Here is a 16,200-nt window from a genome sequence, read left to right on the forward strand (position 1 = left end):
GATCAGCCGAAGGCCGCCTGCACGTCTGCTGGATACCGAACCGAGCGATCAAGTTCGGGGGACGATTCGACTCCCGAGGTTAAAGATCAAGCTAGGGTCTGTTGTGAAAGTGCTGGTCACAGCCACTCGTTGAGGACTGCGACCAGTACGGTTGCCTCGTAGCGGACGGCGAGCATGTCGTACCTCGCGGCCACGGCCCGGTGGCGCTTGAGCCGGTTGATCAAACGGGTGGGTCGTCGGCGAGGTCGCGGCGATGACCGTGTGGACCTTGATCTCGGGGCCCAGTTCATCACCGGCCCGCAAGGGTTGCAAGTCCCGGCGGATGCGGGCCTGGTCGGCGATGACTGCGGCGTCCTTGGCGTCGGTCTTGCCTTCACCTCGGTAGCCCTTGGAGGCGCGACTGACGGCTCGGCCGGGGACGCAGAGCGTGTGCTGTCCGTGGTCGAGCAGCAGATCGATCAGCAGAGCGCGCCGCCGTCGGCCAGGTGGATGCCCTAAAAGGGGACCTCCAGAAGGAGCCGCGCGGCGGGATCTTCGTCGAGCCGGCCGACTACGGCCTCGGACGCTTCCGCGGCGGACTGGCCGGCAAAATCCATCTCGCGGTCGAGCAGGGGCGGAAGCCCTTGCCTGTCGTGGTCACGGCCGGGCAGCGGGGCGGCTCCCCGCAGTTCGACCCGGTCCTGGAAGCCATCCACGTTCCCCAGCTGGGGATCAGCAGCCCGCGCAAGCGCCCGGATCGGGTCCGGGCCGACACGGCGTGCGACTTGTCGCGGCGCGTGGCCTGGGCGTGTGTGACAGTAGCGGGTGGTCGGCGGCGTTCGGGATATTGGTTTCGCTCTACCCATTGACGGCGTCCCTGAGCCGCCTTTACGTTGCGTCCGCAGTTCCGCACATTGTTCGTAGTTTCGAACGCGGTTCGGCGTGGTCCACCTCGGCGGCGACTACCCCCGTATCGTCAACGCCTCCACCGACAAGGTCATGGACGTCGCCAACCGCGGCACGCGATCGGCACCGGCGTACGCCGGTGGAGCTGGCTCAGCACCAACTGTCGGCAGTGGCGGCTCGTCCCCACTACCGCCTGATCCCGAAGGGCCGCAACAGGAACATGAGACACCTCGCCAGACGGGTTCTGGTGGCCGCGGCGGCCGCGCTCGCCGTGCTCACCACCGTGACCACCCCCGCCCAGGCCGCCGCGCCCGCGTCCCCCGCCGTCACCTTCACCAACCCGATAGCCGAGCAGCGGGCCGACCCGCACATCTTCAAGCACACCGACGGCTTCTACTACTTCACCGCCACGGTCCCCGCGTACGACAGGATCGTCATGCGCCGGGCCACCACCCTCCAGGGCCTCGCCACGGCCCCGGAGACCACGATCTGGACCAAGCACGCCACCGGTGAGATGGGCGCCCACATCTGGGCCCCGGAGATCCACTTCATCGACGGCAAGTGGTACATCTACTTCACGGCCGGCTGGTCCAACGACGTCTGGAGGATCCGCCCGTACGTCCTGGAGACCAGCGCCGCCAACCCGCTCACCGGCACCTGGACCGAGAAGGGCAGGATCAGCCTGCCCATGGACACCTTCTCGCTGGACGCCACCACCTTCACCCACAACGGCACCCGCTACCTCAGCTGGGCCCAGGAAGACCCGGCACTCGGCCGCGGCACCAACCTGTACCTGGCGAAGATGTCCAACCCCTGGACCATCGAGGGCGACCCGGTCATGATCGCCAAGCCCGAGCACGCCTGGGAGAAGGTCAACGCCAATGTCAACGAGGGCCCGGCCGTCATCCAGAAGAACGGCAAGGTCTTCATGACCTACTCGGCCAGCGCCACCAACGCCAACTACTGCCTCGGCCTGCTGACCGCCGACGCCACCGCCGACCTGATGAACCCGGCCTCCTGGAGCAAAACCCCCACGCCGGTCTTCAAGAGCAACGACAAGACCAGCCAGTACGGCCCCGGCCACAACTCCTTCACGGTCTCCGAGGACGGAAAGTCGGACATCCTCGTCTACCACGACCGCAACTACAAGGACATCATCGGCGACGCGCTCAAGGACCCCAACCGCCGCACCCGCTACCAGAAGATCTACTGGAACGCCGACGGCACACCCAACTTCGGCATCCCCGTCGCCGACGGTGTCACCCCCGTCCGCTTCTCCTCGTACAACTACCCGGACAGGTTCATCCGGCACTCGGAGTTCCGGGCCAAGACCGAGCCCAACGTCACCGAACTCGCCGACTCGCAGTTCCGCGTCGTCCCCGGCCTGGCCGGCAACGGCACCGTCTCCCTCGAATCGGCCAACAACCCCGGCTACTACCTCCGCCACAAGAACAACGAGGTGTGGTTGGAGAAGGACGACGGCACCACCCTGTTCGACAACGACGCCTCGTTCCACGAGCGGGCCGGTCTCGCCGACTCAGCGGCCGGTGTGTCGTACGAGTCGTACAACTTCCCCGGCCGGTACATCCGCCACTACAACCACCTGCTCTACACCCAACCGGTAACCACCACGCTCGGCCGGCAGGACGCCACCTTCTACAAGGAGTAGGACCGGCCGGACGCGACCCTGAAGGCCGCGGCAGCGGACAAAAGCGGGACTGGACGGACCCCCGGCCCTCCAGTCCCGCTTCCCCCGTTGTCCCCCGTCGTGACCCCGTGTCCCCCGTGGTCCCGTCGGTTCCCCCCGGTTGTCGCGGCGGCGAACGGCAGCGCGTCGCAGTGGCCCGCGCGCCAGATCTGAGCCGCCCCTTCTCCTCGCCGACGAGCCCACCGGATCGCTGCACGCCGAGACCGGGTGGCAGTGGCCTCGCTGCTCTTGGACGTACCGCAGAGATGGGGCTGTGCACTCGTCGTCGTGACGCACGACCCGGATTCGGCAAGGACTGCGGACCGGCAGTGTCGCTCTGCGACGGCCGACTAGGGTCTGTTGTGCAAGTGCTGGTCACAGCCACTCGTTGAGGACTGCGACCAGTACGGTCGCCTCGTAGCGGACGGCGAGTTTGTCGTACCTCGCAGCCACGGCCCGGTGGCGCTTGAGCCGGTTGATCCCGCATTCGACCGCATGCCGCTGCTTGTGGTCGGTCTTGTCGAACGTCGGTGGCCGACCGCCTCGGGAGCCGAGTTTCCGACGGTTGCGGACCCGGTCCGCGGGGATACTGGCCAGGATGGCGCGTGGGCCTCAGGAACCCATCGCGGCTCGGTCGGACTCGCTGCGAAGAACGCAGAATTCGTTGCCTTCGGGGTCAGCAAGGACTGCCCAGCCAGAGCCATCGGGATTCCGGTGATCGGTCACAAAGGTGGCACCGAGGCCGAGCAGCCGTTCCACCTCCTGCTCACGCGATGTCTCAGGGCGCAAACACAGATGGATCCGGTTCTTGCTCTTCTTGGACTCGGGCACCTGGTTGAAGTACAGCACTGGGCCCTCCGCCAGCAGCACCTGTGTCTCCCGGTCACCCGGTTTGTCCTCCGGATGCAGTGGACGGCCAGTCACTCTGCTCCAGAACCTGGCCAGCTCGTAGGCATCCGCACAGTCAATCGCCACGTTCTGCAATACCGAAACCATGCGCGCCAGCCTTCCTCACTTCCACTCCAGACGCCACCGAGTTGCGCTCACCTTCGCGCAACAGCTCAGGTTGCCCACGGCCTGGTCGTGGGGTGCTGCCCGGCCCAGCCTGTGGCGGCCACCACCTCGCGCGCGATGTCTGCGACAGTCCGCCCGTCCGTCGCGACTCTCATCGCATCCGGAGGAATCCGCTGGTCCAGCAATCGCGCCTTACGCATGCTGCTCTCCCATTCTGTATCCAGCTCCGAGCCCAGTTCCCGGCGCTCCAGCCGTGCCCGCGTGGTGGCATCGGTGGCCGTGAGGAGAACTCGCACGATCCGCACCCTGCTGCCCATGGCCCGTTCGAACATGCCGGTTGCCTCGGGCATCACACTCAGCGTGTTCGTGTAGATCAGACGCCGGTAACCGCGCTGGGCGTAGTTCGTCCACACGGCAGTCAGATTGAGCTCAGTGATCTCCGCACGGTGTGGATCTCCCTCCGGAGCTGGATGCACTTGCCCCATGAAGTCTCCGTCGATGACCGCGTGAGAGACCGCCGCACTACGCAGCAACGCCGAAACCTCCCACCCCACCGTGGTCTTGCCAACCCCGGCCCGCCCTCCGATGAGCAGCACTTCCGCGTGATCCATGGCCGCAGACTGGCAGCACACCTCTGTCCTGCGCGATCGAATATTGATCAGCGCTCCGGACGAGAGCCCTCCAGCAGGATCGCGATCTGCAGCTGAAGTTCTTCTGCTGTCCGGGCGGCTGGACGACGCTCGTCTTGCCCTTCTTCGTGCGCTTCTCCTTCGGCACGCCGTGGTCCCCGCTGGTGAGTTGTACGCGCTTGGGGGCGCCGTCACGGCGACGCTGCCGGTTGCCGCTGGTCATGAGGTGACGGTACGCCGTGCCCAGCCGAGCGGAAAGGCTGCTCGACACCTGCCCCATCCGGCTGATTCTCCCAGCCTCCGCCTGACGAGGGGAAATGACTGGGCCCTGGCCTACCTCGTCGACGGCCGGTCGGGCCACCACCAACCGCTCGTCCGCCGCAACCGGCGCACTGGCGAACTCGCTTTCAGCGCCGCTACTCAGCCACCCGGGTGCCGCTGTCAACCCTGGTGCGGGTCGCCGGACGCAGATGAACTGTCGAGGAAACCTTCTCCAGTCCGGCAAGGGCCTGGCCGGACCGGATGAACACACCAGGTCAGACGCTGGACGTCCTGACACCGCTCGGTCACCCTCGCGATGCTCGCCCACTCCTTCCTTGCCGTCGTCCGCGCCGACGAACACCGCCGCCACCCCAAGCCAGAGGGGCTGATACCGCTCACCTGCAACGAGATCCGGCGTCTGTTCGTCACGCTCGTCGTCCAGTTCGTCCAGCCGGATTTTCCATGACGCCACCGCAGGCGAAGACCTGGTCACAGCGCGGCCGGAGCCCAGTGGTGCGGTCCGCGGCCGGCCGCGCAGACGGGTGTCCATTGCCGCGCTGACCTGCTACCAGCCTGTCCCTCGGTCTCGGCTGGTCTACCGGCCGCGCCGGGACGACGACCGGCGCGACGGACGCAAGATCTGCTCCTGGCGCGACTACCGGGACCTGTGATCGCCACCATCAGACCCGCCTGAACACTCGCACGACATCACGAGCTCAACCTCAGTGCGTGTTTTCCAACTCTGGTCGTGATGCCGTTCGGCTGTCTGAAGTGTGTGACCGTGGGCAACTGGACGGTCAGTGCTGACGGTTAGGGTGCCCAACATGACTGATGATCGAATGATGTGTCGTTTCTCCGGCCACTCCCACGCCTGCGCACACGAGACCACGCCTGTGCTTGAGCTGGACGGTGTTCTCGTTACGGTCAGTGTTGACGATGACGGGACGCTGTGGACTTGCGACCTGCTCGGTGGCGAATGCGCCAAGCGGGACCTGGAGCTCGACGCCGCTGGTCCAGAGGACGACTGGTATGAGCAGAACGGCGGTCTGGGTTGGGGTGAGGACGACACCGACGAGGATGAGGATGAAGAGAGGACGGAGATTGAAGCAGAAGCCGTTGAGATCGTCTCTGTACTGACGGTGGCACATCTCGAGGGGCGTCCTGTGGTCGTCACCGGTGGCGGTCGGTTCGACCTTTCTCATCCCGACCTTGAAACGATGGGCGGGGCCGTGCGTGTCTGGGACCTGCGCACCGGACGCAAGATCGGGAAGACGCTGACCGGTCACGGCCTGGGCGTCCACTCGCTCACTACCGTGGCGTCCGGCCAGGGGCTGATCGCCGTCAGCAGCAGCGAGGAAGGCAAGCTGCTGGCCTGGAATCTGACCCGGGGAGGTGAAAAGGTCACGGAAATCAAGGGCAGCTACAACGGAGGGATGGGAGCTGGTCTGGTCGACGGCCGACCGGTCGCCGTCACGGGAGGCGACGACGACTTCCTTCAGGGCTGGGACCTCCTCAACGGTGAACAGATCGGCAAGAACCTCACTGGTATCGAGCCCGCTGTGCGGGCCATCGCGATCACCGAAGTGAACGGCCGGACGGTGGTGGTGGCCGGCGGCGACGACAACGCGCTGCACAGGTGGGACCTCACCACGCAGGAGCCGATCGGAGCGCCCATGGCCGGCCATACCGACAGCATCCAGACACTGGGCACCGCGACCGTCGCAGGCCACGCAATCGCCGTGACCGGCAGCAATGACGGCACCACCCGCCTGTGGGACCTGGCCAGTGGCCAGCAGATCGGAGATCCGATCACCGGCCACGATCTCCAGATGGTCACCGAGGTAGCAGGAACTCCCGTCGCCGTCACCGCTTCTGAGGACGGCATCCGCGTGTGGGACCTCACCTTGGCCACCCGTTAGCACTGGCACTCCTGTTCCCGGCGTCTCGGACACCACGGCTCGCCGGGTAGCGGTGGGGAGTTCAGCCGGAATTCACCGTCATCCGGCGGTCTTCAAGGCTGCCGGACTTCGGGTCAGGCGCCGAGTAGAAGAGGCGCCGTTAGGTGTCGGCTGATGCCGGTTTCCTCGGGCAGCTAGGGATGGCGCCTTTCCGGGCCAGGCGCCTGGTCATGAGGGTGATGGCGGCCCAGGTGATCAACGTTTCGGAGTGCTGGACGAGCCGTTCATAGTCTCGGGCATGGCGGCGTGCGTGCATCATCCACGCACGACTGCGTTCGACGACCCACCGGCGGGGCAGCACGACGAAGCCGGATGCGTCCTTGGGACGGCTGACCGGCTTGACGGTGAGGTTGAGGCGCTGTTTCGCCCAGTCGACGAGTTTTCCGGCGTAAGCGGAGTCGGCCCACACGATCGTGATCTCGGGGTGCATGAGGCGTAGGCGGAAGAGGACTTCCTTGGCTGCGGCAGAGTCGTGAAGGTCGGCGGGGGTGACCATGAGCATGAGGGGAAGCCCGCGGGTGTCGACGGCCATATGGCGCTTGCGCCCGTTGATTTTCTTGCCCGCGTCGTAGCCGCGGGTGGCCTTGGAGACGGTCTCGGCGGCCTTCACGCTCTGGGAGTCGATTACGGTAGCGACCGCCCGGGGGCCTTTGCAGATCGCAACGAATGGCCATAAATGATCGATGGTGACCGGAGTTGGATCCGGGATGCGTACGCCCAGCGGTTACTGTGACCGTTCGTCGTACGGTTCCGCCCGTCGTCTCCAGGCCCTCACCTTGCACCGCGTCGAGCAGTACACGGCATCCGAACGGCGGTCGACCTCGACCACCCACCGGACCCCGCACTCCGGGCACTCCGCCTCACCATCGCCGTGCTGAGCCGCCACCAGAAGCCGACGCAGCCGACGCTCCTTTCTGTGACACGGCCAGCGTCCTCGGACACCTCGCAAGGGTAGGGCTCCAGGCTACTCAGAACCGGGGCTTAGAAACACGCACTCAGTGGGCAGCTTCGGGCAGACCCGCTCGACCTTGGTGCGGGTTGTGGTGCGTGCCGTCGTCATCTACTGCTCGCCAGTGCCTACCGCTTCTGCGCCCCGTAGCGCTTCATCAGCGCAGTGATCCGCGCTTGGTTCCTTCACTCACTCTTTGGATTACATGCCGGGGGCGCGGAAGGTTGCCTGGCGGCGGGTGGCCTCGTCGATCTCGTCGAGGTTCAGGAGAGGAGTGGCCCGGGTGTGGAGGGCGCCGCTGGCCTTGACTGCGAGGCTGATGGCGGCCATGGAGATTGAGTCGGGGAAGTCGACGATGAGTACGACGTCGTCCTCCCCGAAGGCGAAGTACATGGCCTCGACCTTCCCGCCGAATTCGGTGACGGCCTGGTCGACGGCGGCGCGGCGGCCACTCGCGCCTTCCTGGAGCAGGCCCTTCGTGCCCTCGGGCGTGTAGCTGGCCTGAATGAGGAACTTCGGCATAGGGACGCTCCCTGCCCATTGATTGTCCGGTACGCAGAATGGGTTTCCCGCTGTCCCATCGGCCGCCACCCACCGGACGGCTGGATTCACTCGTAAGAGGCTGATAATGCAGCCAGAGTTCTCCATTTCCGCTGGTCAACGGCCTGAGAGGGGTGAGGTGGGTGGGAGCGGGTGCGGGGCGGTCTTTGTGTGGCTGTCCCTCGAAAGGTGTGGCCGTGTCGCATGCGGTGACGGTGCTCAGGACGGAAGAACTCTTTCTGCGCGTCGGGGCCCGTTTCACCCGTGTGGAGCCCCGCCGCCGTATGCGGACTACGTGCGCGGCCTGCTCGGGCCAGTGGGCCGCAACAGCGGCTGGCAACTGGCCGAGTACGCGGGCCACGCCACTCCGGACGGGCTGCAGCATCTGCTGGCCCAAAGCCGCTGGGATGCCGACGGTATCCGCGATGACCTGCAGGCATACATCGCCGAGCACCTCGGCACGCCGGATGGAGATCCGGCGTCTCATCACCCGCCTCACAAACCGCCGGCCGACACCGGTCGATCAGAGGTCATCTCATTGGGTAGGGCGGCTCCTGCCGCGTTGACGCTCGAGCGTTTCCTTGATGGCCTGCTCAATGAAGTGAATCATCTGTGTCGGGGGGCTTTCCTTGATGAGGGCGCTCATCCGCTGGGCCTCTTCAATGGTCGGCAGGAGACCCACCAAGAGGAGCGGTAGCCCCAGGCGACGGGCAAGGACTTCGTTTTCGGAGGTGACCTGTGGCCGACGCACGACCGAGACGTTGACCCGGATGGCGTGCTCATTGCCCGGCGGGGCACCCGGCCGGTCCGTCTCGATCGCGGCATAGCGGAAGCCGTGAGCAAGATCGCATGCGGAGCAGCCGACAGGGCCGCGGCTGAGTCGGTCACCGCATTCGGGGCAGACCAGTCTGTCGAGCGCGGCATCCACCACCCGCCAGTCGTGACGGTCGGGTTCGGCCGCCACCATTTCGGCGAGCGCCGCGGCTTCCTGGGGGTCGCTGGCGCCCCACTGGTGCAGGAAGGCGGACCATTCGTCTTCCAGAATGCTGTCCACCAGCTCGCGACAGGTGGTACAGGCAGGTGCACCGCTGTACTCGTATCCGCCGCATTCGGCACAGCGGCGTAGAGCCGCCCCGACCACGGGTCTCGCCATGGCCCTCCTCCCGTCGGCGTCGGTGCGGCGTGTGAGACGACCGACGATCGCGTTGCTCACTGTCCTGGCAAGTTTCTCCTGTCACACCTGGACGGGAGAAACGGTTTACGGCTGAGCCGAGCTCGTCCAGGACCAGACGGTGCAGTTTGGCCCACACGCGGGCGCCCCTGGCGTTCCTGCAGCTGTACAACTACCTCGTCGACGGCGTGGCCGTACGGCGATGCACAAGTCGCCCGCGCTCAAGACTGGCCAAAGGAACTCGAACCGGCCTCATCGGCCGAAGTGGCGACCTGTCGCAAGCTGTCGGTGTCCCCCCGCGCCGAGCGACTGGCCCCGGGGAGGCGTGCCGCTGTTCGCGCTGAGCGGCAGACCCCGCCGAAGTACACCCGTGGCACCCTGCAGCCCACAGGGCCGTGACCTGGTTGGCCTGACGGTGTCAACTCCCGGTCCGCTGCAGATGACAATGGGTGCGGCTTCGTGGATGCGGCCGGTTTCGACAAGCCACCGATGGACGGCGGCGGTGACATCGCCAGCGGCAGCATCCCCGCAGTGCGCGGAGTCTGCGGCATCGAAGCCACCTCTTGGCGGAGCCGTGCCATCGCGCGGATGTAATATCCACCACCAACATGGATTGCGCCCCAGACAAGGGAGCTTGTGGTGGACACCTCTGCCGATAACACCAGCCTGAAGTCCCAGTACGCGGCACAGATCACAGCCGATCTCGAACGCAACTCCGCGGAACACGAGCGCCTCATCACCGAAATCTCGGCGCTGCAACAACAACTGTCGCTACTCGAAAACAACCGGGCGCTCCTGCTCAGCATGCGACAGACACTCCGCGACGAAGCCGCCGTCGGCGTGCCGGGAAACACCGACGTCAGCGGCTCTGAGGATGGTTCGTCCACTGCGCTGAAGTCCGCGGCACTGCCGGCAGCACGCAAGCCGAAGCAGAAGACCAACACGACCATCGGCAAGCGGAAGGGGGCAGAGTCTGACAGGAGCCGTCCCAAGCGGGCACGAGCAGCGAGTGTGCCCACACTCCGGGACCTCGTCCATGATGACCTCACCCAGCACGGCGAACCGCGCTCCGCAGCCGAGGTCACCACTGCCCTCAGCCAGGCTCTTCCGGAGCGCGAGATCAAGGCCACGGTCGTGCGCAGCACTCTCGAGTCGCTCGTCGCCAAGGGGCAGGCACACCGCACCAAGCAGCAGAGGGCCGTCTTCTACTCGGCTACCGCCCCGGACACAGCCGCCGGTGCGTCTGAGCCCAGCACGGCATCCCCTTCCTGAGAGCTGTGGGAGGACCGCGCAGGCTCGAGACCGGTCACGTGCGGTCACCGCACGCCCGGAGCGCCTGGGGCGCCATCACGTCCATGGGCCCGCGCCAAACACGGCCGCTGATGGCGCCACCGCCCGGGTGGTGTTCGTCGCCCCCGAGTGCGACGAGGCCAAGGCCACCTCCACGACCGAGCGACGCGCCTACGACGCCCTGGTCGGAGGCCTGCACCGAGAGGCCGGAGCGACCCACCCGTCCTGGAGGATCGAGCAGCCTTCTGCCGCGCAAAGCAGCGGTCGGCCCCGGGGGGGCGGACCAGCCCGTGGCGCCAGCCCTCGACGTGAGCCGGGCAACGGTTTCCTGGCTGTCAGGCTGGGTACCCGGGCGAGGCACCGCGGGGACGCGCAGGGGGACGCGCAGCACGTCCACTGTCACCGCGGGAGAAGGAGCCGGACAGGGCAGCACGTCCTGCACGCCGGTGGTCCGCAACGGCTGACCGGTCCTGGTACGCGGTCGGGCGAGCCGAGGGGAGCGCCATGGAAGCGACGATTACGATCACGGTTGACGCCGAGAAGCGAACCGCGACGGTGGACACTCGCGTGACCTTGCTCGATCTGCTACGCGAGTACTTGCGGACGGCGGCGCCGAAGAAGGGTTGCGACCACGGCCAGTGCGGGTCGTGCACGGTTCTGCTCGACGGCCGACGCGTCACGACGTGCCTGGCCTTCGCGGTCCAGCACGACGGCGCGGAGATCATCACTGCCGCGGGGCTCGGCACGGCGGACGCGCCGCATCCGATGCAGCGCGCGTTCCTGGACCAGGACGGGTTTCAGTGCGGGTACTGCACTCCCGGTCAGGTCTGCTCGGCCGTCGGGATGCTCGCGGAGCTGGAGGCCGGCTGGCCGAGCCACGTGACGCCCGACGTCGGGTCGGCGCCCGAGCGGACGCCGGCGGAGATCCGCGAGCGGATGAGTGGCAACCTCTGCCGCTGCGGAGCGTATGTGAACATCGTCGCCGCGATCGAGCAGGGGGCGTCACGATGAAGGCGTTCGACTTCGAGCGGGCGAGCGACGCGCAGGCCGCGGTGGCGCTCGTCGCGGACCGCCCCGGTGCGGCGTTCCTCGGCGGCGGCACGAACCTCGTCGACCACATGAAGCTCGGGATCGCCGCTCCGGAGCTGCTGGTGGATGTCACCCGGCTGCCGTTCGACTTCGTCGAGGAGCGCGACGGGGGCCTGCGCATCGGCGCCACCGTGCGTAACTCGGACCTGTCGGCGCACCCTGTGGTGCGCGAGCGCTATCCGGTGCTCGCCCAGGCCCTGGTGGCGGGCGCCTCCGGCCAGCTGCGCAACCTGGCGACCACCGGCGGCAACCTGTTGCAGCGCACGCGGTGCGTGTACTTCCAAGATCGCACCACCCCGTGCAACAAGCGTGCGCCTGGCTCGGGCTGCTCGGCGATCGGCGGCTACTCGCGCGAGTTGGCCATTCTCGGCGTCTCCGACCACTGCATCGCCACCCACCCGTCCGACATGGCCGTGGCCATGATGGCGCTGGACGCGGTGGTACAGGTGCAGGGGCCACAGGGATCACGTGGCGTCCCCATCCACGATCTCTATCGGCTTCCCGGAGACGCGCCGGAGCGGGACACGACGCTTGCCCAGGGCGAACTGATCACCGCGGTCGACCTGCCTCCTGTGGCCGGGCGCTCGGCCTACCGCAAGGTCCGGGACCGGGCCTCCTATGCTTTCGCGCTGGTCTCCGTCGCCGCCGTGCTCGATGTCGCCGGCGACACGATCGAGGATGTGCGGATCGCGCTCGGCGGAGTCGCCCACAAGCCGTGGCGCGCGTCGGTGGCCGAGGCACGGCTGCGCGGCGGCCCGGCCACCGAGGAGGCGTTCCGCGCCGCGGCCGAGGCGGAGCTCGAGGCGGCGACACCGACCGAAGGCAACGCGTTCAAGGTGCCGTTGGCGCTGCGCACGATCGTCGCCGTACTACGCGACCTGGCCGAGCGGAGGTAGGCGGTGACCACCGTCCAGCAGCGCGAAATCGGCACCGACCGCGAGCGGCGCGACGGTCCGGCGAAGGTGACCGGCACCGCGCCCTACGCTGCCGAGCACCCGTTCACCGCTCCCGCCTATGCGCACCCCGTGCAGGCCACGGTGGCCCGCGGCACGATCACCGCGATCGACACGGAGGCCGCGTCCGCCGTCCCCGGCGTGCTCGCGATCCTCACGCACCGGAACGCCGAGCGCCTCGCCTCCGACGAGGACAAGGAGTTCTGGGTGCTGCAGTCGCCGGAAGTGTTCTTCCGCGGCCAGTTCGCTGCCGTAGTCGTCGCCGACAGCGCGGAGGCAGCGCGCGAAGCGGCCGAGTTGATCGAGGTCTCCTACGACGAGCAGGGCCACGACGTCGTCCTGCGCACCGACCACCCCGACCTCTACGCGCCCGAGCAGGTCAACCCGGCCTTCCCCACCGACACGGAGGACGGCGACGTCGAGGCCGGCCTCGCATCCGCCGCCGCGACCGTCGACGCCACTTACACCACGCCCGCCTACCACAACAACCCGATGGAGCCGCACACCACAGTGGCCCGCTGGGACGCCCGGGTCGGGCACCTCACCCTGCACGACTCGACGCAGAGCGTCCACGGTGTGCGGGAGCTGATCGCGCCCCTGTTCGGATTGGAGGTCGAGCAAGTGAGTGTGATCGCGCCGCACATCGGCGGCGGCTTCGGCTCCAAGGGCACGCCGCACGCGCACAATGTCCTCGCCTGTCTGGCCGCCCGCGCGATCCCGGGCCGGGACGTCAAGCTGCCGCTGACCCGGCAGATGCTGTTCTCCGTCGCCGGCTACCGCACCCCGACCGTGCAGCGGCTGCGGCTCGCCACCGACGCGGATGGCCACCTGCTCGCGCTCGTCCACGACGTCTGGGAACAGACCTCGCGGATCAAGGAATTCGCCGAGCAGACCGCCGTCCCGAGCCGGGTGATGTATGCCTCGCGGGCGCGGCGGACCACGCACCGGCTCGCGCCGCTGGACGTGCCCATCCCGTCCTGGATGCGCGCGCCAGGCGAGAACCCTGGCATGTATGCGGGCGAGTGCGCGATCGACGAGCTGGCGATCGCGCTCGGGATGGACCCGGTCGAGCTCCGCGTCCGCAACGAGCCGGACGTGGACCCCGAGACCGGCAAGCCCTACTCGAGCCGCAACCTCGTCGCCTGCCTGCGCCGTGGCGCCGAGCGGTTCGGCTGGGCCGACCGCGAGCACGCGCCGTCGCGCAAGCCCGGCCCGGACGGACGGCTGGCCGGCACCGGCGTCGCTGCCTCCACCTATCCGGTCCACCGCCTGCCGGGCTCCGAGGCGGCCATCGACGTAATGCCCGACGGCCGCTACCGCGTGCGCATCGGCGCCGTCGACATCGGCACGGGCACGTGGACCGCGCTCGCGCAGGTCGCGGCAGAGGCGCTGGCCGTGCCGCTCGATCAGATCGACCTGCAGATCGGCGACACGTCACTGCCGCACGCGTCCGTCGCGGGCGGCTCGTCGGGCATCACGACGTGGGGAACCGCGATCTACGACGCGGCACACAATCTGCGTGACCGGCACGGCCATCGCCCCGACGCCGGCGCCTCTGCCACAGGCAGCGCCGGCGGCAACGAGGCCGCAGAGCGTTACGCCATGCACGCGTTCGGCGCCCAGTTCGTAGCGGTCGAGGTGGATCCGGACACGGGCGAGGTCACCGTGGAGCGAGCGCTCGGTGTCTTCGCGGCCGGCCGCATCGTCAACCCCCGTACCGCGCGCTCGCAGTTCCTCGGCGGCATGACGATGGGTCTGTCCACGGCGCTCTGGGAGCAGAGCACGATGGACCCCGTGACCGGCCACTACGTCAATCACGACCTGGCCGAGTACCACGTCGCCACCTGCGCCGACATCCGCGACCTCGAGGCCGAATGGATCGAGGAGAACGACCCGCACGTAAATCCGATGGGCACCAAGGGTATCGGCGAAATCGGCATTGTCGGCACCGCCGCCGCGGTCGCCAACGCAATCCACAACGCCACCGGAATCCGGATCCGCGACCTCCCGATCACCCCCGACAAGCTGCTGCACGAGGGACTATGATCCGGCGACTCCGCATCGCACCCCGCGAGTCGGCAGAAGCTTCGCGCGCGCTGGGCAGCACCCTCCCACGTGTAGACCCCGGACATCGCGTTGATAGTCGCTGGGTCCGAAGCCGTACGCCGCGCGGAAGCCCCGATACAGCGCAAAGCGGCTGCATCCCGCCACCCGGGCCAGGGCGAATCGCCGCCGCAGCAGGTTTCGGGCCCGTGCCATGGCGGCTAGTGCTGTGACCGCATACGTTCGCCGGATCCGGTGACGCGGCGGTCGGCGTCCGTGGTACCAAGATCTGCGGATGTCGTCTGGCGTCGTTAGGCGCTTCACGGAAGTGAGGATTCTTGATGGGTGCTGAGCTGACCATCGGCACTTACCGGTACGAGCACACCGAGGCGCTGTTCGACGGCCGCGTGAAGATCGACGGCGTGGACGCCACCTTTGAGACGGAGCCGCTGGTCTCGGACCTCTTCCGGCACATGCTCGAAGGCCGCTACGACATAGCGGAATTCGGCCTGACCTACTTCCTGCGCACCTTCGACCTGGAGGACGCGCCATTCATGGCGCTGCCGATCTTCCCGAACCGCAACTTCCGGCACTCGGCCATCTTCGTGAACACCGAAGCGGGCATAGGGAAGCCGCAGGACCTCGCCGGCAAGACACTCGGCGAGTTCGCGCTCTTCGGACACGACGCCGGGGTCTGGTCCAAGGGCATCCTGTCGGATGAGTACGGCGTGACCGTCGACCAGTGCCGTTGGGTCATCGGTGGCACCGACCATCCCATCCCCGCGTTCGACTGGCTCCCGCAGCCGGTGCCGGACGGCGTGCACGTGCGGCACGCCGCCGACGGCCAGGCCCTGGGCGCCATGCTTGAGTCCGGAGAGATCGACGCGCTCATCTCGGTCGACGTGCCCCAGGCCCTACTGCAGGGATCGACGAAGATCGCCCGGCTCTTCCCCGACTACGAGAATGTCGAGCGCGACTACTACCGGCGCACCGGGATCTTCCCCCCGATGCACCTCGTCGCGGTCCGCAAGGAGCTGGTGCACCGCACCGAGGACCTGCGCTCGGTCTACCGCGCCTTCGTCGAGGCCAAGGACCTGACCGAACGCAAACACCTCAAGGACGCCTCGAAGCAGCACATGAGCCTGCTCACCCCTTGGTTCAGCAGCCTGTTCGAGAGCAACCGCAACCTGCTCGGCAAGGACTGGTGGCCCTACGGGCTGAGCGCAAACCGCAAGGCCGTCGACACCTTTCTGCGCTACCACCACGAGCAGGGCCTCTCCAAGCGCCTGCTGACCAGCCAGGACATCTTCATCCCCGAGTCCCTCGACACCTGAGCGGCCCATTTGCCCAACTCAGCCAGAAGACGGCCCGAGTTTTGACGCGGCCCCCGTATGCCTGGAGCTCGGTGACCAGCTGGTGGAAGGCCAGGCCGGCCGGGCGGGCGGGCGAGCGAGCGAGCCGCGAAGAGGACGACCCGGCCCGCCGCGGCGGCTGTCCGCGTACTCGTCTGAGTCGGTCGGACCGGGTTCGATCACATGCCGAAGCCGTCATCTGGAGGGTCGATTGCCGGGGGTGTGCAATTGCGTTGAGCCCGCCTTGACTTGAGTGTCAGTGAGAGGCCCGGCGAACGTGGCGAGTGTCGTCGTTCCGGGAACAGGAAGCTCGATGGCGTCTCGCCAGGTCTGCACGCTGATCAGCGTGACGCGACGGCAGCGACAGACGCAGAGCTCA

Annotated in this window: 12 protein-coding genes and 5 pseudogenes; 10 read left to right on the forward strand and 7 right to left on the reverse strand. The window is 67.6% G+C overall.

Translation table 11 applies throughout. The features are described 5' to 3' along the window. Positions 1-324: 324 nt before the first annotated feature. Positions 325-465, reverse strand: a pseudogene (locus tag ACFZDL_RS34895) (transposase); the annotation flags it as partial. Between the two features lie 29 nt (positions 466-494). After that, entirely contained in the window at positions 495-695 is a 201-nt protein-coding gene (locus tag ACFZDL_RS34900; RefSeq protein WP_391193314.1) for a hypothetical protein, read from the reverse strand. 410 nt (positions 696-1,105) lie between these two features. Here ACFZDL_RS34900 and ACFZDL_RS34905 point away from each other — a divergent pair, with 410 nt between their 5' ends. After that, a complete protein-coding gene (locus ACFZDL_RS34905; protein ID WP_353596953.1) occupies positions 1,106-2,554 on the forward strand; it encodes a family 43 glycosylhydrolase in 1,449 nt (482 codons plus the stop codon). Positions 2,555-3,184: 630 nt separating this feature from the next. On the opposite strand, the gene ACFZDL_RS34910 is transcribed toward ACFZDL_RS34905, so the two are convergent. Both ACFZDL_RS34910 and ACFZDL_RS34915 read right to left on the reverse strand, forming a co-directional pair. Then, positions 3,185-3,568 carry a VOC family protein gene (locus ACFZDL_RS34910; RefSeq protein WP_353596954.1) on the reverse strand — a complete coding sequence of 128 codons (384 nt, stop codon included), beginning with the start codon at positions 3,566-3,568 and terminating at the stop codon, positions 3,185-3,187. A 65-nt stretch (positions 3,569-3,633) separates the two neighbouring features. Next, positions 3,634-4,197 (reverse strand): hypothetical protein, encoded by a 564-nt coding sequence (locus tag ACFZDL_RS34915; protein WP_353596955.1) that lies wholly within the window; start codon positions 4,195-4,197, stop codon positions 3,634-3,636. A 328-nt stretch (positions 4,198-4,525) separates the two neighbouring features. Between ACFZDL_RS34915 and ACFZDL_RS34920 the strand changes: the two are divergent. From ACFZDL_RS34920 to ACFZDL_RS34930, 3 genes and pseudogenes are all read left to right on the forward strand, one after another. Then, positions 4,526-4,912, forward strand: a pseudogene (locus tag ACFZDL_RS34920) (IS701 family transposase); the annotation flags it as partial. Positions 4,913-4,938: 26 nt separating this feature from the next. Beyond that, positions 4,939-5,144 (forward strand): annotated as a pseudogene (locus ACFZDL_RS34925) (IS630 family transposase); the annotation flags it as partial. Between the two features lie 156 nt (positions 5,145-5,300). After that, a complete protein-coding gene (locus ACFZDL_RS34930; RefSeq protein WP_353596956.1) occupies positions 5,301-6,395 on the forward strand; it encodes a hypothetical protein in 1,095 nt (364 codons plus the stop codon). Between the two features lie 142 nt (positions 6,396-6,537). Here ACFZDL_RS34930 and ACFZDL_RS34935 read toward each other — a convergent pair. Together ACFZDL_RS34935 and ACFZDL_RS34940 are read right to left on the reverse strand one after the other, a co-directional pair. After that, positions 6,538-7,086 (reverse strand): annotated as a pseudogene (locus ACFZDL_RS34935) (transposase); the annotation flags it as partial. A 498-nt stretch (positions 7,087-7,584) separates the two neighbouring features. Further along, a complete protein-coding gene (locus ACFZDL_RS34940) occupies positions 7,585-7,905 on the reverse strand; it encodes a GYD domain-containing protein (RefSeq protein WP_353596957.1) in 321 nt (106 codons plus the stop codon). Between the two features lie 257 nt (positions 7,906-8,162). Between ACFZDL_RS34940 and ACFZDL_RS34945 the strand changes: the two are divergent. Beyond that, positions 8,163-8,380 (forward strand): annotated as a pseudogene (locus ACFZDL_RS34945) (transposase); the annotation flags it as partial. Between the two features lie 78 nt (positions 8,381-8,458). On the opposite strand, the gene ACFZDL_RS34950 reads toward ACFZDL_RS34945, so the two are convergent. Then, a complete protein-coding gene (locus ACFZDL_RS34950; protein WP_353596958.1) occupies positions 8,459-9,136 on the reverse strand; it encodes a hypothetical protein in 678 nt (225 codons plus the stop codon). 597 nt (positions 9,137-9,733) lie between these two features. Here ACFZDL_RS34950 and ACFZDL_RS34955 point away from each other — a divergent pair. From ACFZDL_RS34955 to ACFZDL_RS34975, 5 genes are all read left to right on the forward strand, one after another. Beyond that, positions 9,734-10,366 carry a hypothetical protein gene (locus ACFZDL_RS34955; protein WP_353596959.1) on the forward strand — a complete coding sequence of 211 codons (633 nt, stop codon included), beginning with the start codon at positions 9,734-9,736 and terminating at the stop codon, positions 10,364-10,366. 522 nt (positions 10,367-10,888) lie between these two features. Next, the gene (locus ACFZDL_RS34960; RefSeq protein WP_353596960.1) at positions 10,889-11,395 is read left to right on the forward strand and encodes a 2Fe-2S iron-sulfur cluster-binding protein; all 507 of its coding nucleotides are present in this window, start codon (positions 10,889-10,891) and stop codon (positions 11,393-11,395) included. Continuing rightward, on the forward strand, positions 11,392-12,369 hold the full coding sequence (locus ACFZDL_RS34965; RefSeq protein ID WP_353596961.1) for a xanthine dehydrogenase family protein subunit M: 978 nt from the start codon (positions 11,392-11,394) through the stop codon (positions 12,367-12,369). Before ACFZDL_RS34960 ends, ACFZDL_RS34965 begins: the two co-directional genes overlap by 4 nt. 3 nt (positions 12,370-12,372) lie before the next feature. Next, positions 12,373-14,472 (forward strand): xanthine dehydrogenase family protein molybdopterin-binding subunit, encoded by a 2,100-nt coding sequence (locus ACFZDL_RS34970; RefSeq protein WP_353596962.1) that lies wholly within the window; start codon positions 12,373-12,375, stop codon positions 14,470-14,472. Between the two features lie 338 nt (positions 14,473-14,810). Next, positions 14,811-15,803, forward strand: coding sequence for a 4,5-dihydroxyphthalate decarboxylase (locus ACFZDL_RS34975; RefSeq protein WP_353596963.1), 993 nt, complete (start codon positions 14,811-14,813; stop codon positions 15,801-15,803). Positions 15,804-16,200 lie beyond the last annotated feature (397 nt).

The organism is Streptomyces sp. NPDC007917 (assembly GCF_042959105.1).
Lineage (GTDB): Bacteria > Actinomycetota > Actinomycetes > Streptomycetales > Streptomycetaceae > Streptomyces.

What these genes read in the sequence shown, in the direction of transcription:
- ACFZDL_RS34905 (WP_353596953.1), top strand. Translation starts at nt 1,106, where the DNA reads ATGAGACACCTCGCCAGACGGGTTCTGGTGGCCGCGGCGGCCGCGCTC.
- ACFZDL_RS34910 (WP_353596954.1), bottom strand. Translation starts at nt 3,568, where the DNA reads ATGGTTTCGGTATTGCAGAACGTGGCGATTGACTGTGCGGATGCCTAC.
- ACFZDL_RS34975 (WP_353596963.1), top strand. Translation starts at nt 14,811, where the DNA reads ATGGGTGCTGAGCTGACCATCGGCACTTACCGGTACGAGCACACCGAG.
- ACFZDL_RS34960 (WP_353596960.1), top strand. Translation starts at nt 10,889, where the DNA reads ATGGAAGCGACGATTACGATCACGGTTGACGCCGAGAAGCGAACCGCG.
- ACFZDL_RS34940 (WP_353596957.1), bottom strand. Translation starts at nt 7,905, where the DNA reads ATGCCGAAGTTCCTCATTCAGGCCAGCTACACGCCCGAGGGCACGAAG.
- ACFZDL_RS34915 (WP_353596955.1), bottom strand. Translation starts at nt 4,197, where the DNA reads ATGGATCACGCGGAAGTGCTGCTCATCGGAGGGCGGGCCGGGGTTGGC.
- ACFZDL_RS34930 (WP_353596956.1), top strand. Translation starts at nt 5,301, where the DNA reads ATGACTGATGATCGAATGATGTGTCGTTTCTCCGGCCACTCCCACGCC.
- ACFZDL_RS34965 (WP_353596961.1), top strand. Translation starts at nt 11,392, where the DNA reads ATGAAGGCGTTCGACTTCGAGCGGGCGAGCGACGCGCAGGCCGCGGTG.